The following is a 24,239-nucleotide window of genomic DNA, read 5'->3' as shown; positions in this document are numbered from 1 at the left end:
CGCTCGAAGCGACACTCGACGCGGCAACGCGCCGAGATGATCTCAGACGCATGGAGGAATTCGGCTTCTACGACAGATCGAGCCACGTGCGGCGCGTAAAGCAGTTCATCGACCGGGACAACGCGGGCGACGGCAAGCTCGACGCACTCGGTGTCAGTGGCAAAGGCGGCGCCGGAAAATCGACGCTGCTTCCGCACGTGCGGTTGGATCTGGCGAAAATGGAAGGCGTGGTTTGCGTGCATATCGATTTCGACCGCGCGGACTTCGACGCTCAGACCACGGCGGTCCTGGACCGAGAACTGGTCGTGCAGATCGGGCGCAGTCTTCCGCCGCTCGCGGAACTATGCAGGCTCTCGGCTGAGTGGATGCAGCGCACATCCGCCGAAACCGCGCGGGACAGGCTGCGCAGCCTGCGCGGAGCGAAGGGCGGCGAGAGTGCGATGCTCGCGTCGCACCCGAGTGAGACGGATCGCGCCAGCTCGCGTTCGTCGCTTCTCAGGGTCCTGGAAATCGCCCACGAACGCATGAGTCATCTGGTGATCATCACCGATACCTTCGAGCGCGTCGAGAGCGGCGGCGAAACCGCCGTCAAGAGTCTGATCGGCTGGATCAGGAACGTGCAGGGCGTGCTCAGCCAAACGAAATGCTCGTGGATCATCGCCAGCCGCTCGAAATCGGTTTATCTCGAGACTCTGGACAGCGACATGCGATGTCGCCACCTGGGCGTCAACGACCTGTCCCGGCGCGGGGCGCGCAGCTTGCTGCGCCGGCTCGGATGCGGCGACGAGGTCGCCGTGGGACTTAGCGACGCGCTGCCGCACCGGACACCCCTGATTGTCCATCTCGCCGCCGAGGCGTTCGCTAACCGGCCGCCGAAGGAGCAGGCGGATTTCATCGGATCGTTGAAGTCGGGGCGTATCCCGGCGGAACTCGTAGCCGGCTATCTCTATGACCGCATTCTCAGGCACGTAAGCGATCCGCTCGCGCGACTCTACGCGCATCCTTCGCTGGTTCTGCCGGAACTGACTTCACACCTGATCCACCATGTCCTCATTCCGGTGATCGAGCCGGACTATCACCCGGATACGGACGCCCGGTACGATCACGCGAACGACATTTTCGAGGCGCTCCAGTGCGTGCACTGGCTCGTGGAATCGCCACGGGCGGGGATCATCCGTCTGCGTCCGGATCTGCGCGAACTGATGCTCCAACTGATCGAGAGCGACAGCACGGCTTCCGAACTCGCGGCGCGCAACCGGGACCGGGCAGGCAAGTACCACGAGAGCCAGGGCGGCGACTGGGACCAGGCGATGGCCCTGTATCACCGTGTCACCGCGGCGGTGAAAAACATTGACGTGGCGACGGTTGCCGAGCAGGTTCTGCGTGTCGGCGGCTTTCTTTTGCCGTTCGCAAATGACTTGCCCAATGTGGTACGCGGGCTGTTGTCCCGCGGCGCCGATTCGATCGCCACGGAAGACGCAATCGGCAGCCTGTCGCCCGAAAGCTGGCGCGATCTGCTCGAAGGAGTCGGCGGGAAGTCGGGCAGAGGGCAGCAGACGATGGACAAGTCGGACCCCCTCGTCGCGCTCACGTGGTACCGGAACCGGCCGACGCGCAATGAGGGCGTGCCGCCCGCGTTCGCTTTGCAAGCCGCGTGCGACAGCGCCCGATGGAATGAACTTCCGGTGTCCGCCAGCGGTATCTGCGATGAAATACGCGATGATCTGTTTGGCCCGAGACCCGATGACGAGTCCGACCAGCCGGGCCGGCGGCGCTGGCGTCCCGCGCTGCTTCGCCTGCAATATCTGACACGGTTGCGCCTGTTTCAACGGCGAGTTCCGCTCGAGCCGGCATTGCCGGCGCTGTTCGAGTCGACGACGGCGAGATGCAAGCCTTACGGCGCCGGTTTGCTGATCGCGGACACCATCGCGATGGCGGAGGCCTTCGAGAACCGTGCATTCCTGAGCCCCGATTTCCGGATGGTCGGGCGGCCGACGGACCAGATGGTGCGCGTCGCAGCGATGCATATGTGGCTGTTCAACGATCCGATTCTCATTCCCTTGCCGATCGCCGGTCTCATCCGATTCCAGAGCCGAACAACGCTCGATGGGCGATTCCCGGATGCAAATTCCGAGTTGCTGAGCGCGCAAGGGCGAGAAATGGAATTCGACCACTTGAACGGTCGGCCGTGGGCTAACTTCCAGGCCTGGTTTCACCAACTGCAAAAAATGTCGCCCCTGCCCGCGGAAGACGGTGAGCGCTTCCTCGGCAGAGAGGTCGATCCGCTCGACGTGGTCGGCTTGTGGCCCGAATTCCATCGGCCACTTCGGCAGGTGTTGAGCGAGGCCTTCGCGTCATACGATGACCTGCGCGAACTAGGTTTCGCCATCCAACCTCTCTTCTCGTTGCAGCCTAGTGAGTTTTCGCGAGATAACTTCGCGAAGATCGTTTCGTCGGACCCGCATACGTGGCTATTTGCTCTGTGCCAGCATGCCGACCGTGCGAAGGTTTTGTCTGACATGGCCGACGTCGCGTGCCGTCTCAAGCCGAAGCATCAGCGACTCGAGATGGTTTCGTCCTGCTTGAGAATGTGGCAGGCAAGGGTGCGTGAGATTGCCGGGCGAGCGGTAGATTGAACGTGCATGGCGTTATTCGGGCAGGCGGATCATGCGGCGCGTGTGGCTTCCTCGCATGTCTCCGTGAACGTATGAGTCACGTCGATGAACGGACATTGGCCTAGTCTTTTACGTTCGGCTACGCGTTCGTGTTGCCGGTGGACGCATTCTCGAGATTCGGAGTTTGATGGCCCGCGCCGTAATTATGTTGTTATAGACTCCTTCTCACTTTCCGCGGGCTTGGCGCCTCCAAGCTTGAGAGGCCCGAATGCTTCGCTGCAAAGCATGATGAGGGGAGTTGCGGCGGATTGCTTCAGGCAGTTTCCTGCAGCCTCAGTACGGAGGAGACCGACGCGCACGGTGCCGCACAGCGGGCCCCTAGCAAATCGTCGGTCAGCCTTGATGCGCACCGACCTCATAAGGGCAATCGATCTTTGCAAACACGGCACCCATCCGATGCATAGACTGCCGCAGGGGTACGGCCCAAAACCATTTCAGAGAACCTGCAACGCACGCCTAATGGCAAAGCAAAATTGAAATGGCGTACCGCCGGCTAAATACAGATGTCGTGTTGCGATGTGTGATTGCCTCTGTTTTCAACGGTTTGAATCCACGTAGTCTTGAAGGACGCCCTTGATCGGGCCGGGGCGTCTCAGACCGTTCAGCGAGTGCGAGCAGACTGTTGGGCCGGTTTTGAAGGCGTCTTAGAAGCTGTTGCGAAATTAGTTAAATCAAGGCTTGAGACGCGTCCAGCAAATCAAGGCGCAAGCTAATGAGAGGAAAGCTTCGTGGATATGAGCGTAGCGTTCATAGCGAATCTTCAGGCGTCGAAACGAGTGGAGCCAGGCAATCGAGCGCTCGACTTGCCAACTCGTTTTGCCGAGTCTGCTGCCATGCAGCGAGCCGATTTTTGCGAGGAACGGCGTGAGCCACGTTCGCGCAAGCGCTGCCGATGTGGCTCGGAGCTGTAGCCCCGGTCACCCTGAACGATTTGCGGTTTGTGCAGGGGACCTCCCCGTTTCCCCGGCTAGGTGGAATGGCCTGAACCAGGGCATCGAGGTGCGTAATGTCGTGGCGGCTTGCGCCGGTCAGGATGACCGCGAGCGGGATATCTTGCGCGTCGACGATGAGGTGGTGCTTGCTGCCGAGCTTGCGCCGGTCTGTGGGATTCGGGCCGGTTTTTTCCCGCCAGCATGGCGCGAACTGACGAACTGTCGACGATGGCACGCGTTAAATCGATTTCGCCGCGGTGGCGCAGTTCGGCCAGCAGCGTTTCGTGGATGCGTTGCCAGACTCCGGCCTTCTGCCATACGACAAGCCGTCGCCGGCAGGCTGTGCCTGAGCCACAACCCATTTCCTGCGGCAGCAGGTTTCACGCAATGCCCGAGCGCAGTCGAACACGATGCCAGTCAGCACTTCTCGGTCCGGCGTCGGTTCGCGGCCCGCATACTGGCAATTGCGCGGTGCTTGCCTGGGCATAAGCGGTTCGATGACTGACCACAATTCGTCGTCGATGAGTTCTTTAGGCATAGCTTCCCGCGAGGCAAAACAATATAGGAAGTCAACACCAAGTCGGAAAAGTTTACAGACCCAAAACGTAACTTCGCAATAGGTTCTTAGACTGCTGCGCGACCTGCACGATTGCTTGGTCCAGATCGGCTCGGGTGAATGCGCGCGACTTCTTCGTGCCGGGCAAGGGCTTGTAAGTGCGCACCGCAGCACCTCGGTTTGTGCGAGACGGCGAGCCTGAGATCCGACGGCTATCGCGCTGCGCTCGTAACGCTCGCGCGACCTGCAACGCATGACCAAGACGCTTGTTCTCGATTATCGCGCCTAGGTCGATGTCTGCGAGCTTGTCATACGGCACAGCATGCAGCACACTGCCGTCAGCGCGGATTCCGAGCCGCCCATTCGGGTATTCCCACACGTCGATGTGGCGGCCGATCAGCCTGCGGTTCGCTGCCGTGTCATCGAGCAGCCAGAGTACGCGATCGTTCAGCAACGTCAGCGCATCCGACACCTTACGTTGTACCCGCCAAGTCAAAACTGCGTCGAGATTCTCGTCATCGCGCAGCGGCCGGTGGGCGTCGTACGCGCTTCTTGGCGGCTTTGCGAAGCGTGCGTTATAGGCCGCCATGAAAACGCAGGCAAACGCGTTTGCAGTTGCAATGGTGCTGATATCATGCAGCCGCAGCTCCTTCACCAGGCGATCCTGTAGCGTAAGATGAGCCCGTTCAACGCGTCCTTTGGCGGCGCTGGTGTTGGCGCAGAACGTGTCGATGTTCAGTTCATACATCGCGCGGCCGAACTGCGTGACGCCTTTGCCTCCCGTTTCCTCGCGCTTGTGAACGTAGAACACGCTCGCGCGGTCGCTATAGAATGCGACGGGCTTGCCGTGGCGCTCGAGATAAGCGCGCGTGGCCTCGAAATAGCTGAATGTCGATTCGGTCGGCGCAAGTGCAAGCGCAATAGCCGACTTGTCGCGTCGTCGACAAACACCAGCAGTGTGCACGCGAGCCCTCGGTCTTCAAGCCAGTGGTGATCACTGCCGTCGATTTGTACCAACTGACCGAAACAGCCCGTCGGACACGCGGTTGGTAGACCTTCGGAGGACGCTGCTTGCGTGGCACCCGCAGGTCGGCATGCGTCATTAGGTGCCGCACGGTTTTCTTCGACAGCACGAGGCCATGGCATTCACGCAGTTTTCGCACGCCAGCGTCGGACCAGAATCCGCATAGCGCTCGCGAATGATGGTCAGCGCACGCAGGCCAGGCCTTCGTCGAGCTTCCGGTTGCCCGGCGTGTCGCGTTTGCGTGAGGCCAGCCCCGACGCGCCCGATCGCGATATCGTGCCGCCAGCCGCTCGATCGGGCGCACCGTCACGCCGAGGCGCTCCGTGGCGCGAACGGGCTGAGTCCCTTGTCCAACACGGCCTGGATTACCTTCAGACGGTCGAGTTCGCGCATATTCAGTGTCACAAGTGTCGCTGGCTTCATCGGCGGCTCCGCCAATGCTGCAGTAAATTGCTAGCTTGTCAGTGGGTACAAAACCCGACGTTTGTATATTGCTCGAACACGACATTCTCACGTTCCTGCTGATGTCGCGCTTCTACAACCTCTGGCCGAACAGAAGCGCTGCGACAAGCGCAACGCTGGCTCAGAGGGTGCAGGAACGGTGCGATACCCGAGCATCTGGGGCAGGTCATGCCGCGCGCACGACCCGGTCGCTCGAAGCGGCCACGCCGCCGTATCGATGCTGGTGCACTTCGATAGGGCCGACCCGGATGCATGCGCGTTCGAGCATCCGCGTTTCTCCGCCGCGTTCACGTCTTCGGGAGCGTGACGCGCATATCGCTTCGGGCGCGCGGGCGGTCGGTCGTCCCAGCCGACGCCGACTCAGGCCAGGGTTTTGGCGAGTATCGGCTTGGAAATGTCCCGCACGCGTTCGAGGCCGAACTGGCCGAAGAATCCCCAAACGAAAGCCGCAAGGAAGTCGCTCAAGGTGCCGAACCACGAGGCAGCGAATAGTTGGTACCCGGCGAACGCCGTCAGCATGGCGATGAATAGGGCCAATGCATGGCGCAGCCAGCGCGACTGGCGCGCGAGCTTCCGATAGTCGGGCTGCTGCATCACGTTGCCCACGAAGACGCACGCACTCGCTCCCGTCCTCAGGTTGGATGAGCCGACCTTGATCGTCAGGAACCCGATGCGCTCGGGCGTGAGCACGCACTTCTGCCAGGTGCCGGCGATCGCGCCTCCGCCCTGCGGCTCGCAACTCCAGGCCACGTCCAGCGGGTCGGCTGTCAGGCCAAGCAATTCGATGTCCACCGCTTTGCCCGGCGCCATTCTCGGCGGAACGTTCATGCGCAGCAAAGGCGGGGCCGCTGCCGGATTTTGCAGTCCGGCGTAGGGGCGCACGAGCGGCGGGAGCATCGGAGCATGCGCCATCGCGACGGTGAGCGCGGCGGCCGGCGGCACGATGATTCGCGCAGCGCCCGGAAAGTCGCCCTGCGTCAGCGACGGTTCGATCGCCTGTGGCTGACCGACGGCGCTCCGCAAGAGAGTTTCGATCCGCGTCCGGCTCTTCGCGAACCCGTCGAGCGTCACCAGCATGCCGGCATCGCTCGCGCGCGGCAGCAGCATGTTGTCCGTCTGCGCCCTGACCGATTGCGACAGATCGATCTTTCCGCCCGCATCCAGAATGACCGCCGCAGCGCGAAACGCCGCCGCCATGCCTTCCGGGATCGTGAATGCGAGGTGCGGCCGCAACTGGAGCGCGATGTCGTTCACCTGCGATATCAGTTGCGCCGGGTCCCCTACGCCATACGCGGCGCCGATCTTCCTATCGATATCTCCGCACACGCTCTGCACCGTCTGCGCCGGGCTCGACCACTCGCCCAGTTCGCCGAGCGTGCCATGGAGTTGAACGAGCCACGGATGCAGCGCCGCCAGCACGGCTGGCTGAAATCCTTGTAGCTGGAAGTTCTGAAGTTGCGCTTGCGCATCCTCGACCTGCCCGCTTGCTGCGATTACCTCAATGTGATTCACGGTTTTGTTGACCGGCTCGAGACACCGGGCGATGTCAGGGTCGGGCTGAAGACCGTTGGGCTGAAGCTTGGCGCGCAGACTGACCAGCTTGGTCTCGAAAGTCTGCAACGCGGCGGTCGCCCGAGCTTCGATCGCGGCGGCTTCGGCCTGCGCATTCTGGAGCGCCGTCTGCACATCCTCTAGGACCGCCGCAGCCTGGATATCGTTTTGTGTTTTCGCCGCGAGCGACACGAGGGCCTGCTGCACGACCGGGTCCTTTTGCGCCGCCGCGCTGCGCACGAACCCTTCGTTTGCGCGCAGGGCGTCCAGCTTGGCCGCATCGAGTGCGGAACGTTGCTGCATCCGCACGTTGACGGCCTGGCCGAGTATGATGCCGACGAAGATCATCCCCCAAAGATAGCCCGAGTAGATTTTGACCCACACGGTCAGATCGACGTTTTGGTCCTGCTTGAGCGACGGGCTGCGCAAGGTCGTGCGCGTGGTGTAGGCGCCCGGAGGCAGCGCAGTGGTGGAGTTGAACTTGAGGGGGACGATCGCGCCGGGGGCGATGTCGTATACGGACTGAGCGGACGATAACTCCGACGCCGTGAACTTGCCTGCGCTGTCTTTCAACTGGCCGAGGGAAGCAGTCAATTTCGCGATCGACGCGACTCCGGACGCTTCGCGCACGACGAACGTCATGTCTTTCTCGCCGTGGCCGTGGCCATCGTCATTCTTGTTGTCGTTGTCGTTGTCATCGGATCTGAGCCGCGGATGCCGCATGGTCAACAGCGTCGCCGTGGACGGGGCGTCGAGGATCGGGTCGGGTATGCGGTCGATCCAGATGGTGAGCGGTGAGGGTGCGCCGCCAGCGTCCTTCAGATACACATCAAGTTCGACTTTGAACGATCCCCAGCGTGGGCAGGCCTGTTGCGACGTTCCGTTGCTCAGATACTCCGAGATCTTGCTGTCGGAAGCCACCGGCGTGTCCCAGTTGATCGTCCAGCCGCGCTGGCTCGAAGCCGGAACATCCTTGTCCGAACTGGTTATTTCGCGCGTCCGGATGGCCACTGGCGGCCCTTTCGATATCACCCGCAAGACGATCTTCGACGTGGTGCAATCGGCCAGGGCGAAGCGCGTCTGTCGCGCGGCCGGCGCATCCTGCGCGTGCGCGGGCGGCGTGAACGCCACGTTGCCGATCACGAGAAGAACGGCGAAAAGCAGTGATTTCGATCGTGCGTACATGAGCGCTCACGCATGAACAATGGCGATGTCGACGGAGTTCACGCGGCATGCCGCTGAACAGCAAGGCTCGGCTAGACTTCAATCGAATGTAGACGAGGGATCCGGGGTGTCAAGGAATTTGACAGAAACGGCGCCGACATCAGGCGGCGATGCCGGCGACATCGCTACTTCGGGGCCGCACGTTGCCCCGGGGAAGCGGCGGACTGCTTCTCGAGCGCCGCGACGGTGTCGTCGTGGCACGCGGCGAGCAGTTTCGCGCCGACTTTCGCCTGGATGCTGGGCATCGCTGTGGCGATCGCCCAAAGGATTATGTCCTGATCGAGCGAACTGAAGCCGAGCGCGGACGTCCACTGGAGAACGCTCTTGCAAATCTGCGCACTCGCCAGCGATCCGGTCGCAGGCGTGCCCGCGCCCGCGTCTTTCTCGGCCATGATGCTGGCGATTCCGGTGGAGAAGCCGTCGTGCTGCGATATATACGTGGCTATCGTGCCGAGTGCAGCGTTTGGCGGAGTCAGCGGAATGATTGGAAACGAGAGCACATCCGAAGCGCGGACGCTCCCGATGACCTTCTCTTTCGCTTTGCCCGGCTCTTCGACGCACGAGCTGCCTTCTTTCGGCGGACAGATTCGCACGTCCGCGAAGATGGACGGACGGGGGCCCTCTAAGGACAGCGTCCAAATCCCGACCGGCTTCACGTTCCCGTTGATGTCTGGGCCAGAAGGCACGCTTACGCCGAGAGTCAAAGCGTCGTTCCGGCTCCATTTGCGAACATCCAGATCCACGGCGTGAACTTCCGCGATCTGCATCGCAAATAGATTCGATATCGTCTTGTCGAGTGCGTCGGCGCGCGTCTTTGCCGAGTTGGCAGTCAGTTCCGTGAGCAGCGTGCCCTGAGGTGCAAGTTGCCGCGCCAGCGCCACCGCGACGTTGAGCCCCGTGACGGCGCCTTGAAACTGAATGGACTTCGTCGCGCTCAACGTGAACCTGGCTGACAGGACAGAGTTGCTTCCGTCCCTGCGCACCAGAAACCATTGGAAGTCCTCGATGCGCGAGTAAACGGTTCTGTTCCACACGTCGCCTGTTCGCCCTCCGGCATGCGACAGCGACAGGAGCGGCACGGTCGCGACGAACGCACCAGCCGACAGATTCGCCGAAACAGTGACCGACCGTTGCGGCTGGACGAAATAACGGCTGAATATGCCGGTGGGCGGATATCCCATGCTGTCGTTCGTTTGATCGTCCCCTTGCGCGTTCTGATCGATCGGTTTCCCGCCAGGCTGTCTGCACTTCGGCGATGGATTGAGATCGACGCATCCCTCACGGGCTTGCAGCCTGATTCGAACGTACATGTCGGAGTAGTCGCTCGACGTCGTGCGGTCCGTGATTTCGGACAGCCTGGTCATGGGCGTCAGATTCAAGTATTTCGTTGCTTCAGGCGGAGAGGGGGGCGCCGGCGCTCCGGCGGCTGGCGGAGCCGGACTCGGGGTGGGCGACGGCGTTGGACTAGGAGTGGGCAAAGCAGCCGGCGCTCCTCCGGACGGCGGTGGCGCTGGTGTTCCAGCGGGCGACGAAGGCGGACTGGGGACGGGCGATGGCGTAGGAGTAGGGCGCGCTCCTGTCGTGCCCGTCGAGCCAGTAGCACCGCTGAACTCGGCGCCGGTCTGCGAATTCGGAACGCCTGTAGCGCAACCTGCCAGAACTACGATGACAGGTAGGGCGCATGCTGCTTGTTGTGTCCGGCTCCTCATACACGCTCCCTAGAAAAATTTCTTCTTCGCGTCTTATGGATTCGCTGCGGCAGCACCGCGGCACTCCGAATGCTCATCTAATTGGAGAAGGATCTGCTATTCGAATGTTGTCTGGTATCCAATTCTTACGCATTCCTAGAATATTGATCAATTAGCATCTCATTCATAAAGATTCCTTCACTTGAGGCGAACACGACGGTAATCCGAGAGATGCATTCTGGATATGCCTGGCGCAGACGATTCATCGCGAATGAGCAGACATGTATTTGGGCGTCCTATGAAGTTATTCCGCGCCGGAATACTTGTCATACATTCGCCCGGCGCCATGCTCTCACGGGAGTCTTCAGGCATCGCTACCTTCGTTATAGGCGCTTTCCCGGACTATTTCTACGAGCGCAAGCAAAGCTGCGTCGGACGAGAACGCGCCCGCGCGACTGCGCTGGCTTGCCGAATCGGCGTTGCGTGTCACCCGTCGCACGGCGGGCGATCTCGCTGCGTTAGTCGAGCTTCGCGGCGTCGTCGGACGAAAGTGCGGTGATGTCCATTGGCAACGCATCCGCGCTGCGACTCAACCGCACCGGCCGGGGGTCAAAGAGGTGATCGAAGGAGCGATTCTCCATCACGAGGACGAAGATGTGCTGAACGTCTGCCATGTCAATACTCGGCAAGGCCGTTAGCGCTCACAGCGAGTACCGCGTTTCAGCCCGGCTTGCGCGGAAGTCGAGCGCCCAGGCCGCCGAGGCGCGGGCTTGGGCCGCTCAGCCGACCCCGTTCCTCGTCGGTGAGGAGCGTTTCAGCTTGCGCCGCCATCGCCCGGGCGCGATCGAGTCCGAGGTGCGTGTCGAATGCGCCGGTCGAGGCGTGGCACATGGCAGCAAGGGGAACGGCGTCTTGACGCCGAGCGCATTGAGCTTCGCGCGCTCCTCGTCCGACAAGGTCATGTCATCGAGCGTTCGAGCCATAGGGATTCATGCGCCGATCGAGAAGGCCTCAACGCAATATGCGTTGATGTAGCTTTAGGGTATCGTGCCGTAGCCCGTTTTGCCGACTGCCGACTGCGTCGCCCAATAGCCGTTCCAACTGCTGTGCAGGATAAAGTGGCCGCCGCCGCTTGCGGCGTCGCCGGGCACGTCTTCGTAGCCGACGAAGCACATGGCATGCCCCTCGTCGCTCTTCTCGCCGGGGATCGGATTGGTAATCGCGCCAGTGAGTTGAATTCCCCGGTTGTCGCGATACCACGAGTCGAACACCGGGATGCTGAACGCGACGCATCGTCCGGCCGCGAGTTCGGCCTTGATGTCGGGAAGCGAGGTGGGCGGAAATTGTCGATAGCTCGCAATCCTGAAGTCTGCTGCCTGCTGAGTGGCGCCGACGGGCTGCGGGTCCTGGCTTTCGTTGCCGGGAATGACCGCCGGACTGTAGTGCCAGACGTCTTCGGTGCAACAACCGTCCGTCTACACACACTTCATCGCGACCGAAATCCAGGTGCCGCGATTCGTCGGATCATTGTCATTTTGTTTGCGATCCCAGATAAAGGAATTGCTGTGAGAGATCGACGCCAAGGTTGCGCTAATCACAAGGTAGTGCTCGGCGGCGGCGGTGGCCGCATGCGCGACACAGGTTCCGCGTTGCGCATGATCGCGGATTTCCTTCAGTGCGAAATCATGTTCACGCTTGGTGGTAGCGCAGCCGCGAGGCCCGGCGCGCGCATCGTGGCGAAAGGCGGCGACAAGACACCCCGGAGCCGGGCTCCGAGCGGGTGCATCTTCGGCAGGTCCAATGATGCAGGCCGAGGCACGGGCGGTGACACTTTGGCCATGAGAGCCGCGAGTTCCTAATCCTGTAGTCCCAGATAAGCGGCGAGGGCATGCGGTGCCGAGTTGAAAACGCTTTCGAGTTGGCCGAGGTTCTTGTAGCCGAGATTCGTCAGATTGGTGACATGAGGAGCGAGTTCGGCGATCAGATCAATCTGCGTGCCATTTGGCATTGCTGTTCCTCCCGAATCGTCAAGTGGGGCGCGCCGAGGAGCCTGGTTCGAATCGCGCGCCGCGGATTCTCGCGCGCCCTTCGGGTGAATCGCTTGGAATGTAGATGGCGCAACGAAGCGCCATCTGAAAATGTTGCCAGAAATGTGTCTTGCCACACTAAGGCATTCTTATTTTTCGTATCGGGCTGATCCAGGCGCTCGCACCCCGGAACGTCCGATCGAATTTCGAACGTCGATGGCCCAGGTTCGCCTTCGCCCGCATCTGCGGCGGCATGGCGTCCTGCGCGACCGATATGTATGGGCGTACTGCATCGCCCGTGCAGCCTGCGCGTCGCACTTGAACGCTTTCGAAGCATCGACTAAAACTTCCATATGAGATCCTGACAATCTCGTGTCAGTGTCCACGTAAGGCAGCGCGCGCCTGGTTTGTTTCGCAGTTCTTTCGTCCGTGGAGACGATTATGAAAGAAGCTCATATCATCCTGCGCGCGAAGGCGCCCGCCGCGTTGGCGTACGGCCTTGAGGTCGCGGCGGCCGGGGGCGCCTCTCCGGCCGTGAAGTTGAGCATCGAGGAACTCGACCGGTCCGATGTGGCCAAGGTCGCAAAGGAGGCGGACGTCAGGGCGGTTGCGCCTTTCGTCCCGATGAAGCTGATCGAACCCAAAACAGGACTGGACGACGGCGTGTACACGCCCAAAGGCCCCGACGATATCGCGTGGGGCATCCAGGCCGTCGGCGCGGACAACTCGCCCTTCACGGGAGAGGGCGTGGTCGTCGCCGTGCTGGACACGGGCATCGATGTCGACCAGGCAGCCGGCAAGCGTCATGCGGCCTTCGTGGGCGTGCATATCGAGCAGAAGAACTTCACCACGGAGTCCGACATCGACACGCACGGTCACGGCACGCATTGCGCCGGCACGATCTTCGGGCAGGACGTGGGCGGCATGCGCATCGGCGTCGCGCGCGGCGTCAAGAGCGCATTGATCGCCAAGGTGCTCGGCGCCGGCGGCGGCTCCAGCGAGACGATCGTGAGCGCCGTGCAATGGGCGATCGAACGCGGTGCGCACATCATCTCGATGTCGCTCGGCATCGACTTCCCCGGCTATCAGGCGCAGCTCGTCGCGCAAGGGCTGCCCGCCCCGGCCGCGACCTCGCGCGCGCTCGAAGGCTATCGGCAGAACGTGCTGTTATTCGCGCGGCTCGCCGCGCTCTATAGCACGAAACCGCAGGCTGCATTGTTCATCGCCGCGGCGGGCAACGAGAGCGATCGGGACCATGTGCCTCCCTACGAGATCGCCGCGTCGCCGCCCGCCGTGTCCGACGGATTCCTCCCGGTCGGCGCCCTTGGGCAGGACGGCGGCAAGCTGAAGATCGCGTCGTTCTCCAACTCGGAGCCGGTGCTGTGCGGGCCGGGCGTCAACATCGTCTCGGCCGCGCGGGGCGACGGCCTCGTCACGATGAGCGGCACCAGCATGGCGACGCCTCATGTCGCCGGCGTCGCGGCGCTCTGGGCACAGAAGCTGATGAGCCAGAACATGTTCTCTCCCGCGACGGTCCGTGCGAGCCTCACCGCGCTCGCCTCGATGAAGCAACTCGCTCCGGGCTTCGACACGCTGGATGTCGGAAGCGGACTAGTCGTCGCGCCGGTCTGATCCGGCGAAACCGGCGCGCCGATGCGTTCGTTCAGGTCTGACGGACCTGCAGGGGTGAAACATGCCTGTGAGCTATTGCGAACTCGAGTTGCGAATCGAGTGGCGCGACATGGAGCGCTATGAGGTGACAGTGCGCTTCAACGACCCCACGCGAGATCTGGAGTCCGATCTCATTCCGGCCACCGAAGTGAATATCAATTGCGCGGAACTGTCGCTTCAAGAGTCCGATTCCGACGCCTACGGCGCATGTCTGACGAGGATGCTGTTCGGCGGACCCGATTCGCGGGTTCGCCGTGCCTTCGAACGCGCGCGCAACACAGTCCAGGGAGGTGGAGGCGGGCTGCGCGTGCGCCTGGCCATTCAGCGCAGTGCAAAGGACCTGCACGCGCTTCGCTGGGAGACGCTGCGCGACCCAAGTGACGGCACCAGGCTGCTCATGCACGATCAGTTATGGTTCTCGCGATTCCTAAGCTCGCAGGATTTCCGCTTTCGGCCTGCTCCCGAGCGCTCGCGCCTGCAGGCGCTCATCGTCATCGCGGACCCCACAGATCAGGTTACGCGATGGGGCCTCGCATCGATCGATCGACAAGTGGAAAAGCGTCGCGCCAATCTCGCGTTCGAGAGCGCGCAAACGCAAAACGGCTTCAGAGTCAACCGCACGACGCTCGCCGAGCCGGCGACGGTGGTCAATATCGTGCGCAAGCTGCGGGAGCTGAAGCCCGACATTCTCTACATCGTCTGCCACGGCATGCTGACCCGCGAAGGCGATCCGCGCCTGCTGCTCGAGGACGATGAGCAGCGCGGGCGGCTCGCGGACGGCGAGGATCTGGTTCAGCGCCTGAAGGGCATGACGGAGCGCCCGCGCGTGATCATCATGGCCTCGTGCGAGAGTGCGGGCGACGCCGCTGGCGGCATGCTCGCGGCCATTGGCCCACGGCTCGTCTTCTCGGGCGTGCCCGCCGTCATCGCGATGCAGGGCAAGATTTCGGTCGAGTCGCTCGGGGTCTTCATGCCGGCGTTCCTGGTCGAGTTGGCCGCGACGGGACAGATCGACCAGGCGATGGCGGTCGCGCGCAGCGCCATCGCGGACCGACCCGACTGGTGGATGCCGACGCTTTTCATGAGGCTCAAGATCGGGCGCATCTGGCAGTCGAGCGCGCCGGTCACACAGGACTTCCAGAAGTGGCGGGCGCTCGCGCTGGATATTCAGTATGGCGAATGTGTGCCGGTGCTGGGGCCGGGATTGATCGAAGGACTGCTCGGCTCGACACGCGACGTCGCCCGACAATGGGCGGAGCGCTACGAATTTCCGCTCGCGCCGCGCGACCGGGACGATCTCGCGCAGGTGGCGCAGTATCTCGCGTACCACCAGAGCAAGCGCTTCGCGATCGAAGAGTTGCGCCGCGAACTCGTCGCGCTCATCCGCGACAGTTACCAGGACGAGTTGCAGCACATCGCCGAGACGACATCGGTCGACTGGAGGACCGGGGATGTCAACGTGGGCCAGTTGGATAAACTGATTTCGGCGTTGGGAAAAGAGATGCGCCAGAAAGATCCACGGGATCCGCACAAGCTCCTTGCCACGCTGCCGTTCAAGATTTTCATCAACGCCAACCGGGACAACCTGCTTCGCGACGCGCTGATCGAGCAGGGCAAGACACCGCAGGTCTGTCTGTGCACCTGGATCGTCTCCAACGGCGTGCCGCACGTATTCGGCGACCCGCTGCCACAGATCTTCACACCGAGCGACATGCAGCCGCTCATCTTTCAGGTATTCGGCAATCTGGAGTATCCAGCGAGCCTGGTGTTGACCGAAGACGATTATTTTGAATTCCTTATTGCTGTGACGCGCAACGAAAAAGATCGTGAAGTCAGCGTTCCGCCGGTGGTGTGGCAAGAGTTGACGCTGTCGGGTTTGCTGCTGCTCGGCTTTCAGCCGGACGACTGGGATTTTCGCGTGCTGTTGCGCGGCATCCTCAAGCAGAATGGCGCGGCGCTCGCGCGCGACCGAACTCGTGTCGCCGTGCAGTTGAGTCCCATCGAAGGCAGGATCCTTCATCCGGACCGCGCAATTCGCTACATCCAGAAGTACTTCAACTGGCACTTCCAGCCGCAGGGTGAGATCGAGACCTTTTGGGCGTCGCCGCGCGAGTTCATCGAAAAGCTCGTCCAGCACTATCCCGACGATGGCAATGGGGGCGGAGCATGAACTCGTCGATGAGCACGCAGCCGGATGCGGATTCCGGTCGGGATTCGCCCCGCTCCGACGGGCAGACGTCGGCCTCGCCGACCGGCGAGGAGAATCCCTACGTCGGGCCGGTTCCGTTCGATACGCACCATACGCTGTACGGCCGTCGGCGGGAAATCGACGAGGTGTTGCAACTGCTGTTGAGCAAGCGCGTGATGTTGCTCATATCGCCATCGGGCGCGGGCAAGACGTCACTGATTCAAGCCGGTCTGGTGAGGCAGGTTCGCGCGATGCAGCGCGGGCGCGGCGACGCGAGGCGCGAAGGTGTCGTCGCGCTGGAGTCGCGGCGCGAAGGGCTCGTCACGTTGCCGGTCGCGCGCGTCGGCTTGCCGGATGAAACGAAGAAGGGCGCGAATGCCTATGTGATGTCGGTGCTGCACTCGCTGGAAGCCGAACACGGAAAATTGGCGCAGTTCGAACCGGAAGTGCTCGCCGCGCACACCTTGCGGAGCTATTTTGCCTTCAGATACTGCGCCAGCGGACCGAAAGCCGGCAGGCGCCGTTGCCTGCTCGTGCTGGATCAGTTCGAAGAGCTGTTCACGCTGAATTCCGCGGACGGCGACAAGAAGCGCCAGTTCTTCGAGCAACTCGGTGAACTGCTGTCCATTTCCGGCGACGGCACGGCGGCGGATGAAGCGGGCGCGGACGATCCGACGGCGCCCATTGTCTGGCTGCTGCTTTCGATGCGCGAGGACTTCATAGCGGAACTGGAACCGTATTGCCATCTGGTGCCCACCGGCCTCACGTTCAGCTACCGGCTGCTCGCGCTAGAACGCGAGCCGGCCATCGACGCGATCATCGGTCCGTCGAAAGGGCTGTTCGAGCGCGAGGCGGCGGAGCGGCTGGTCGACGAGCTTCGGGTCATCCGCCGCACGAGCCCCGCCGACGCCACGCCGCCGGAAGTGACGAAGGGGCCGTTCGTCGAGCCGATGCTGTTGCAGCTCAGTTGCAGAAGGCTGTGGGATCGCATCGTCATCCGCAAGCAGCGGCCGATCACCGCGAGACACGTTCTCCTGGGCAAGGGCAAAAGCGAAGTAGACAGGGCCTTGTCCGAGTATTTCGCCAGTGCGGTGAGGGACGTCTGCAAGTCGACCGACACGAACGAGCGCGCCTTGCGCGACTGGATGGAGCAGAGTTTCATCACCAAAGGCCAGATACGCTCGCGGGTCCTGAAGGATGAGGAAGTCCCAACCGAATTCACCGATGCCGTCGAGGGGCTCGTCCGGAATCACATCATCAGGACGGAGTTCGCCAGCGACCGCGCCTGGCTCGAACTGTCGCACGACCGGCTGGTGCGCCCGGTGCTGCAAAACAACGAGGACTGGCGCGCGGCTAATCTGTCGCTCCTGCAGAAGCAGGCCGATCTGTGGAAGAAATCCGGCGAAAAGATGGATCTTCTGTTTTCCAGCGAGCAGTTGGACGAGAGCATCGCGTTCGCCGACAGACATCCTGAAGAACTCTCGCCGACCGACTGGAGCTTTCTCGAGAAGTCGAATGAGGAGCGCGCGCGAGTGGAGCGGGAGCGCGAGCAGATCAGACGGGAGCGGCGGATGTTCTTGCGCATGAAGGTTATCACCGCCGTGGCCGTTGTCTGTTGCATGCTGGCGATCGTCATGGCATGGCGCACTCATCGGAGCGAACAAGAAACGCTGTCGGCGAAGAATCAGGCGAAGCAGATGCAATACCACGAACAGGAGTTGAAAATCATCACAGCGGTGCTGAATTCGCACGAGACGGCCGACCCCCGTATCTTCGGCTCGCTTCTCGAAGTGGTTCGAGACAGCGAGCGCCCGGACATGCAGGCCATCAAGCCCGCCGTCGACATGGGCCTGATGCAAGTGCTCGGCACCCAGCCGGCCATCCAAAAGATGCTCGGCAGTCACGTGGAGAAAGTCGCCGCCGTTGCCTTTTCGCCCGATGGGAAGTTCGTGCTCTCGGGCTCGTGGGACAAGACGATCAAATCGTGGCCGCTGTCCGGCGCGAGCGCGGAAACGCGCAGCTACAGCGATCACGACGACGCCGTCGTGAGCGTCGTCGTCCACCCCGGCAGGCGCCTCGTCGCTTCCGCCGGCAGGAACGGCGAGATCAGGCTGTGGCGCATCGAGAACGGCGCGCTCAGCGAAGCCGCGATGTTCGACGCCTTAAGGCGGGTCAGGCGGATGGCGTTCAACGCTTCCGGTACCCGGCTCGTAACCACCGGTTACGACGGCAAAGCCACGATCTGGTCGATTCCCGAGCCGCCCGCCCCGCCGGTGGAGATCGGCGCTTACGGCAGCGGCTTTCATGACTGGTTCATCGACGCGGTTGCCTTCATCGATGCACCGGGCGGGCCGGAACGGCTCGTGACGGCGGACTGGCGGGGCAAAATCGGCATCTGGCGAATCGACGAGCGCAAGCCGCCGGCCCAGCCTGAAAGGGTGCTCATCGTGGAGCCGAAGGGCGATGACTCGCCTCCCGACTTTCGCGACGCCATCATGTCGCTCGTGCTCAGCCCCAACAATCGCTGGCTCATGGTGGGCGACGCAAGCGGCAGGATCAGCGCATGGGACCTCGCCGATCACCACCAGACCGCGGGCGTGCGTCTCGCCGACAGAGAAACCTATGCCGGCGCGGTCGCCTCCCTCGCCATATCGAACGACGGCGACACGATGGTTTCGACCAACAACGACTACTTGACCATCTGGACGCTGAATTCAAACGCCAGGACGCTCACCGAACTGCGCAACTCGTTAAAGACACGAACGCTCTACGGCTGGGGCGAGAAGCTCTACGGGGTGGCGTTCCAGTCTAACTCGACGCAGTTCGTGGCGGTTGGCGGCAGCCGGAACGTACGTCTGGTCGATTTGAACCGGCCGTCGGCCCTGTCGACGAGACTCGCCGCCGAGCCTGCGCATCCGCAGTTGATACCCGGCAGTCTCGCGACGTCCGACGACATGACGAAGCTTGTCGCGCTGTCCGCCAATGGCGACTCGATCGTGCTCTGGCAGCGTGAAGGCGACCAGCTGACCCATCAACAAGTCGTTCCGCTGAGGCGCGGGGCGGCGCGGCGCGTCGCCGTGTCCGCCGACGGCGCTCGCGTTGCGGTCCTATATTGCGACGGCGGTCTGACGCTTCATGATCTGAACACGGGCGCGACCAGCCAGCCGGTCCTCCTGCCGCTCACGCTGAACGGAAGACAGATGTGCTTCAGAGCGAGCGTGCTGGCCTTCGACTCGAGCGGGAAAAAGCTGGCCGCGGCGATGTACGGGAGCCTCGTGCTGTACGAACCCGGCGACAAGGACGGCAAGGGCGGCAAGGCGCGGCTGCTTGAATACGGCACGCGCCTGGTCGAAGCCGTGGCGTTCAGTTCCGACGGCAAGATGATCGCGGAAGCGGGTGCCCCGGAAAACGCGCGTGTCTGGTTTCTCAATGACAGCAGCCCGGACTCGAAAGCGTCCGACAGGAGCATCGAGTCGAGCATCACGGCCATGACGTTCAGCCCGGACGACAAGACCTTGCTGATCGCCGGCCAGGACGGCCGAATCACGGAATGGAACATGCCGAGATTCACGTGGAATGCTGTCAACGCGTTCCATCGTCACGCGATCACCGGGCTGAGCTATCGGATTCGCCAGGGTTCGCCGTTTCTGCTTTCCTCCGACCCGGACGGTCAGATCGTGGTCTGCCAGGGCGGCATCGCAGTGCAGAATTGCGGTGTGATGGCGCGCGTCGGCTCGCCTGTGCGGGTGCTGCTCGGTGGCCCCGAGCTGAACCGGGTCATCATCGATGCGGACGAGTTGTACTGGTTCAATCTCGACCGGCAGAACATGATCGACCTGGCGCGCGAGCATGTGAAGTCCACTCACTGACATCATGAACGACTGCACCTTCAACGGCATCTACGCGCGGAACGGCGCCTACCTTCTTCCGTCGCTGCCATTGCGGCAGATGAGCGCGCTCGCGCAAGGCTACCCGCTCGACGCGGACACCCTTGACGTGTCGAAGGCACGCACCGACTCGGAGCAGCCTAACTACGGGCTGATGCACGGAGTCGACGGGGAGGACCTGGCGGCGGCGGGCTGGGGCGTCATCTTCGCCGCGAACGCCGGCGAGGACCTGCGCGGGGCGCTCGAACCTCTGCTCAAAGTGCGCAAGGACCAGGCTGGCAAGCTCTATCGGGAGTACGGCGGCGCACAGGGCTATCTGCCGGGCGACACGATGCGCGCCTGGCTGGGCCGAGCGCCGCGCTTGAAGGGGCTCGGACCGGTCGACCCGAGACGCGTGCCGTTCTACCTTCTGATGGTCGGCGATCCCGAGGAGATTCCGTTCCGGTTCCAGTACGAACTGGACGTGAATTATGCGGTGGGCCGGATCTGTTTCGACGTTATCGACGACTATCGCGCCTATGCCGAATCTGTGGTCCGCGCCGAATCCACGAAGCGTGCGGACGGCGTGATGCGCCACGCGATGTTCTTCGGCGCGCGCAATCCGGACGACACGGCCACCGCGCTGAGCGCCGATCATCTCATCGCGCCGCTTTCGCAGACGATCTCCGACCAGTACGCGGACGTCTGGCACATGGACACGTTTATCGGCGAAGCGGCGACCCGGCAGCGGCTGAGCAGCGCGTTCACATCCGGACACCCGCCGTCGCTACTGTTTTCTGCGAGCCACGGCATGGGCTTTGCGTGCGGTGATCCACTGCAGACGAGGCAGCAGGGCGCGCTGCTGTGCCAGGACTGGCCGGGACCGTTGAACCACACGGGCCCCGTGCCGCGCGAGTTCTTCTTCGGCGCCGACGACCTGCCCGACGGAGCCAGCGCGGCGGGCATGATCCATTTCGCGTTCGCCTGCTATGGCGCCGGCACGCCGCAGTGGGACGAATACATCCATACGAATGGCGGGCGCACGGCGATCGCACCGCGCGCGTTCGTCGCCGGCTTGCCGCGACGCTTGCTGAGCCTGCGCGACGGCGGCGCGCTCGCCTTCGTCGGACACGTCGAGCGGGTGTGGAGTCATTCGTTCGTCTCGGAGGAAGCGGGCGTGGAGACTCTCACGTTTTCCAGCACCATCGAAGCATTGATGTGCGGCAAGCGACTGGGCAATGCGATGGATGTCTTCGGCATGAAATACGCCGATTCCGCTGTGGGGCTGACCAGCGAACTGAGAGACATGAAAGAGGGCGGCGCGTTGCGCAGGGACTCGTGGCTGGCGACGCTTTGGACAATCCTGTGTGACGCCCGCAGCTTCGTCGTGATTGGTGACCCGGCGGTGCGTATCGGCTGATGCAATGCCGCGCCGTACTTCCGTCTGCAACTGCCTTCGAAGCAAATGCCGCTTTCGATGGGGAATGCGAATGACTGAGCGCGAAGCGAGCTCCGCCCGCGACCTAGGCAGTCCGTTCTCAAGCTCTTCCTGTCGCTTCTCCTTATTTTGTACGGAAGGGAGTGAAAAACAGCACCTCAGTCGAGAGCAAATCCACGCACTAGCGCGCCGAGCGCGCGGGCGGCGGCGGCATCCGTTGAGCGACTCGACTTTCGCCAGACTTGGCGCTACCCCCGGGGAAATGTTGATTTTAGCGATTCGTGAGCGATTGCAGGTTCGCGTAACGGCACGGCGCGTCAGGAGTCTGTTTCTCTTCGCCAGTCAGCACCGCCCGGATCGGCGATGCCAAAACCGAAGCGGTCAAGAAAGGCCGGAAGAGTTGGGTGCTCGATCAGCGGAACGGAATTTCCCTTTCGAACGAGACTTGCAGGATCGCTGAACAGGGCAACCGACACAGAATTTGCGAAGCGTGAGTGAAAGTAGATGCCGTCCACGCTTGCCTCATTGTCGTGGAGCGCGGCGCTCTATCGATTCGGCGCAAAATATTTCGGCGTTGAAAGAAATTGCGTGTCGAATCCCAATCGCCAAAGAGGTTGCGTCAGATCTGCAAGGCGCAGCGGACGTGCGTTTTCCATTTCCAGCAAGGCGACACAGCGATCCGTGATGGCTTTCTCATCAATCACGTGCGGCATTCCGGCGTCAACGCCACGGAAGCGTCCGCGCATCAATGTTTCGGCCACGCACGCCTCGAAGGACGACGCGGCATAGAGAACGCCGTACTCATCATTGGGTGCATCGTGTTTAGGCCGACTGAAAATTGAGCCGGGCAATCAATCTACCCTGCTGGTTTTTCAGGCAGGGTGTTTTGGGGATGATCCCGATGACAATGATTGGAAAGGTGCGGCGGATTCCACCGTCAAAATAAGTCGGTCCGCGAGATCGCGCGTCTCACAAGCCTGTCGCGCAACACGATTTGCAAATACCTGAACATGGAGGTTCAGGAAGAACCGAAGTATCAGCGGCGCACCGCCTGGATGCTGTTCCAGGAGATCAAGGCGAACGGCTACGATGGTTGCTATTCGCGGGTGACGGACTTCATCCGGGTCTGGCGGCAAGGCGAAGGCAAGGCGGTTTCGAAGTCAGCGTTTGTGCCGTTGCAATTCGAGTTAGGCGAAGCGTTTCAGTTTTACTGGTCCGAGGAAGGACTGGTTGTAGGCGGCGTTTACCGCAAGCTACAGGTGTCGCACATGAAGCTGTGCGCGTCGTGGGCGTTCTGGTTAGTGGCCTACCCGAGCCAGGGTCACGAGATGCTGTTCGACGCCCATACACGCTCGTTCATGGCCTTTGGCGGTGTGGCCCGTCGTGGCATCTACGACAATATGAATACGGCGGTCCACAAGGTCAACAAAGGCAAGGGCCGCACCGTCAATTCGCGCTTTGCGATGATGTGCGCGCACTCCTGTTTGACGCGGACTTCTGCAACGTGGCTAGCGGCTGGGAGAAAGGCGTCGTCTGTTGATTTCCACCGGAAACTGACCCACTGGGGATGCGGACAAAATCTTGGACTACCTGGAGGTAGTCCATGTATTCATACGAAGACCGCGTTCGGGCGGTCGAGCTGTACCTAAAGCTCGGGAAGCGCATCAAGGCGACCATCCGCCAGTTGGGTTACCCGACGAAGAATTCTTTGAAGGCGTGGTGCGAAGAATTCGAGAAGAGGGGTGAGTTGCAGAAGGAGTATGTTCGCGGAAAGCCGAAGTACTCAGAAGAGCAGAAGAACGTGGCGCTCGAGCACTACGTCAACCACGGGCGCTGCTTCGCCCTCACTCTCAGGGCATTAGGCTATCCCTGTCGCCAGATACTAACGGCGTGGGTTCGCGAGCGCTATCCGGAAACCAGGAGATTCGTGGTTGGCAAGGCAGGTAGACCAGCCGCGTCATTGGCGTCCAGACAGGCCGCCGTGTACAAACTCTGCACACGCGAAGGAAGTGCGCAGGCGTTAGCGCGAAAGCTGGACGTTGACAGGGTGACGCTGTACAACTGGAAGAACCAGTTACTCGGCCGAGAGGCCCCTGCATCCATGAAACGCGACAAGCGAACACCTGCAGAGACGGATCGGGACGAACTGGCGCGGCAGGTCGAAGGGCTCCGGCGCGACATTCGCAATCTGCAGCTTGAACACGACTTGTTGAAGAAGGCGAATGAACTCCTAAAAAAAGACCTGGGCGTCGACCTGCCGCTCCTGAGCAACCGGGAGAAGACGACGCTGGTTGACGCCCTGAGAGACGAATACAGCTTGGCTGAGCTGCTTGCGCGGTTGGACCTGGCGCGCAGCTCCTATTTCTACCATCGGTCGTCCATACGGGTGGCCGACAAATATGCAGAAGTCCGTCGTACCGTTGCAGAGATCTTCGAGGACAATCACCGATCCTACGGCTATCGTCGGGTGCAGGCAGCGCTCGGCCGACAACGTGTGTTCCTATCGGAAAAGGTCGTGCGTCGCCTCATGAAACAAGGCGGCCTCCATGTAGCCAGGCCCAGGCGGCGCCGATACCGTTCTTATATTGGGGCGGCCTCAAATCTGAAGTGCAACACCATTTCGTATAAGGTGTTGCGATGCATGAAAGAACTCCGTACCGGCAACTTCAACCTGAAGAGCGCCTAACCATTGCAAGCCTGCATCTGCAGGGTTCGAGTATCCGGGCCATGGCCCGGATACTTCGGCGCTCGCCGGCAACCGTTAGCCGTGAACTGAAGCGAAACAGCTCTCCCGCAGGCTACGCATCGGTACCGGCTGAAGCGCTCCGCGCCTCACGCCGCGGCGCCGGGCGCCGTGCCACAAAGCTTTGCCTACAAGGCGTCTGCTGGCGTATCGTTCTCACCCTGCTCGAGTGGAGATGGTCACCCCAGCAGATA

The 24,239-nt window shown here is 62.0% G+C and carries 14 protein-coding genes and 4 pseudogenes; 9 read left to right on the top strand and 9 right to left on the bottom strand.

Annotated elements, in window-relative coordinates:
* Positions 1-50 precede the first annotated feature (50 nt).
* Entirely contained in the window at positions 51-2,636 is a 2,586-nt protein-coding gene (locus QCE48_RS19875) for an AAA family ATPase (RefSeq protein ID WP_309788444.1), read from the top strand.
* A gap of 710 nt (positions 2,637-3,346) precedes the next feature.
* Here QCE48_RS19875 and QCE48_RS19870 read toward each other — a convergent pair.
* From QCE48_RS19870 to QCE48_RS19850, 5 genes and pseudogenes are all read right to left on the bottom strand, one after another.
* A pseudogene (locus QCE48_RS19870) lies at positions 3,347-4,145 on the bottom strand (IS5 family transposase).
* Between the two features lie 52 nt (positions 4,146-4,197).
* A pseudogene (locus tag QCE48_RS19865) lies at positions 4,198-5,610 on the bottom strand (ISNCY family transposase).
* Between the two features lie 399 nt (positions 5,611-6,009).
* A complete protein-coding gene (locus tag QCE48_RS19860; RefSeq protein WP_309788445.1) occupies positions 6,010-8,385 on the bottom strand; it encodes a hypothetical protein in 2,376 nt (791 codons plus the stop codon).
* A 164-nt stretch (positions 8,386-8,549) separates the two neighbouring features.
* Positions 8,550-9,803 (bottom strand): hypothetical protein, encoded by a 1,254-nt coding sequence (locus QCE48_RS19855; protein WP_309788446.1) that lies wholly within the window; start codon positions 9,801-9,803, stop codon positions 8,550-8,552.
* 827 nt (positions 9,804-10,630) lie between these two features.
* Positions 10,631-10,786, bottom strand: a complete 156-nt coding sequence (locus QCE48_RS19850; protein WP_309788448.1) for a hypothetical protein — start codon at positions 10,784-10,786, stop codon at positions 10,631-10,633.
* Here QCE48_RS19850 and QCE48_RS19845 point away from each other — a divergent pair.
* Positions 10,785-11,147, top strand: a complete 363-nt coding sequence (locus QCE48_RS19845) for a hypothetical protein (protein ID WP_309788449.1) — start codon at positions 10,785-10,787, stop codon at positions 11,145-11,147. The two genes, QCE48_RS19850 and QCE48_RS19845, sit on opposite strands and share 2 nt — an antisense overlap.
* 2 nt (positions 11,148-11,149) lie before the next feature.
* On the opposite strand, the gene QCE48_RS19840 is transcribed toward QCE48_RS19845, so the two are convergent.
* Positions 11,150-11,383, bottom strand: a complete 234-nt coding sequence (locus tag QCE48_RS19840) for a hypothetical protein (protein WP_309788450.1) — start codon at positions 11,381-11,383, stop codon at positions 11,150-11,152.
* A gap of 584 nt (positions 11,384-11,967) precedes the next feature.
* Complete coding sequence (locus QCE48_RS19835) at positions 11,968-12,120, bottom strand: hypothetical protein (protein ID WP_309788452.1); 153 nt, start codon at positions 12,118-12,120, stop codon at positions 11,968-11,970.
* A 460-nt stretch (positions 12,121-12,580) separates the two neighbouring features.
* On the opposite strand from QCE48_RS19835, the gene QCE48_RS19830 reads away from it, so the two are divergent.
* The 4 genes from QCE48_RS19830 to QCE48_RS19815 all read left to right on the top strand — a co-directional run bounded on the left by QCE48_RS19830 (position 12,581) and on the right by QCE48_RS19815 (position 21,284).
* Positions 12,581-13,771: a S8 family serine peptidase gene (locus QCE48_RS19830; protein WP_309788454.1), complete on the top strand. Its 1,191-nt coding sequence runs from the start codon at positions 12,581-12,583 to the stop codon at positions 13,769-13,771.
* 61 nt (positions 13,772-13,832) lie between these two features.
* Positions 13,833-15,980, top strand: coding sequence for a CHAT domain-containing protein (locus tag QCE48_RS19825; protein ID WP_309788455.1), 2,148 nt, complete (start codon positions 13,833-13,835; stop codon positions 15,978-15,980).
* Complete coding sequence (locus QCE48_RS19820) at positions 15,905-19,867, top strand: hypothetical protein (RefSeq protein ID WP_309794285.1); 3,963 nt, start codon at positions 15,905-15,907, stop codon at positions 19,865-19,867. The genes QCE48_RS19825 and QCE48_RS19820 overlap by 76 nt, the downstream gene beginning before the upstream one ends.
* A 79-nt stretch (positions 19,868-19,946) precedes the next feature.
* Positions 19,947-21,284, top strand: a complete 1,338-nt coding sequence (locus tag QCE48_RS19815; RefSeq protein ID WP_309788458.1) for a hypothetical protein — start codon at positions 19,947-19,949, stop codon at positions 21,282-21,284.
* Positions 21,285-21,619: 335 nt separating this feature from the next.
* Here QCE48_RS19815 and QCE48_RS19810 read toward each other — a convergent pair whose 3' ends face one another.
* Complete coding sequence (locus tag QCE48_RS19810) at positions 21,620-21,817, bottom strand: hypothetical protein (protein WP_309788459.1); 198 nt, start codon at positions 21,815-21,817, stop codon at positions 21,620-21,622.
* Between the two features lie 30 nt (positions 21,818-21,847).
* Complete coding sequence (locus tag QCE48_RS19805) at positions 21,848-22,153, bottom strand: RES domain-containing protein (protein WP_309788460.1); 306 nt, start codon at positions 22,151-22,153, stop codon at positions 21,848-21,850.
* 50 nt (positions 22,154-22,203) lie between these two features.
* Here QCE48_RS19805 and istA point away from each other — a divergent pair.
* From istA to QCE48_RS19790, 3 genes and pseudogenes are all read left to right on the top strand, one after another.
* Positions 22,204-22,836 (top strand): annotated as a pseudogene (istA, locus tag QCE48_RS19800) (IS21 family transposase); the annotation flags it as partial.
* Positions 22,837-22,905: 69 nt separating this feature from the next.
* Positions 22,906-23,925, top strand: a pseudogene (locus tag QCE48_RS19795) (IS3 family transposase); the annotation flags it as partial.
* Between the two features lie 14 nt (positions 23,926-23,939).
* A partial coding sequence (locus tag QCE48_RS19790; RefSeq protein ID WP_309794306.1) for a helix-turn-helix domain-containing protein occupies positions 23,940-24,239 on the top strand: 300 nt, incomplete at its 3' end.

The sequence above is a fragment of the Caballeronia sp. LZ024 genome (genome assembly GCF_031451455.1).
In the GTDB taxonomy this organism is placed as follows: domain Bacteria; phylum Pseudomonadota; class Gammaproteobacteria; order Burkholderiales; family Burkholderiaceae; genus Caballeronia; species Caballeronia telluris.
This window is presented reverse-complemented; position numbering and strand designations above follow the sequence as displayed.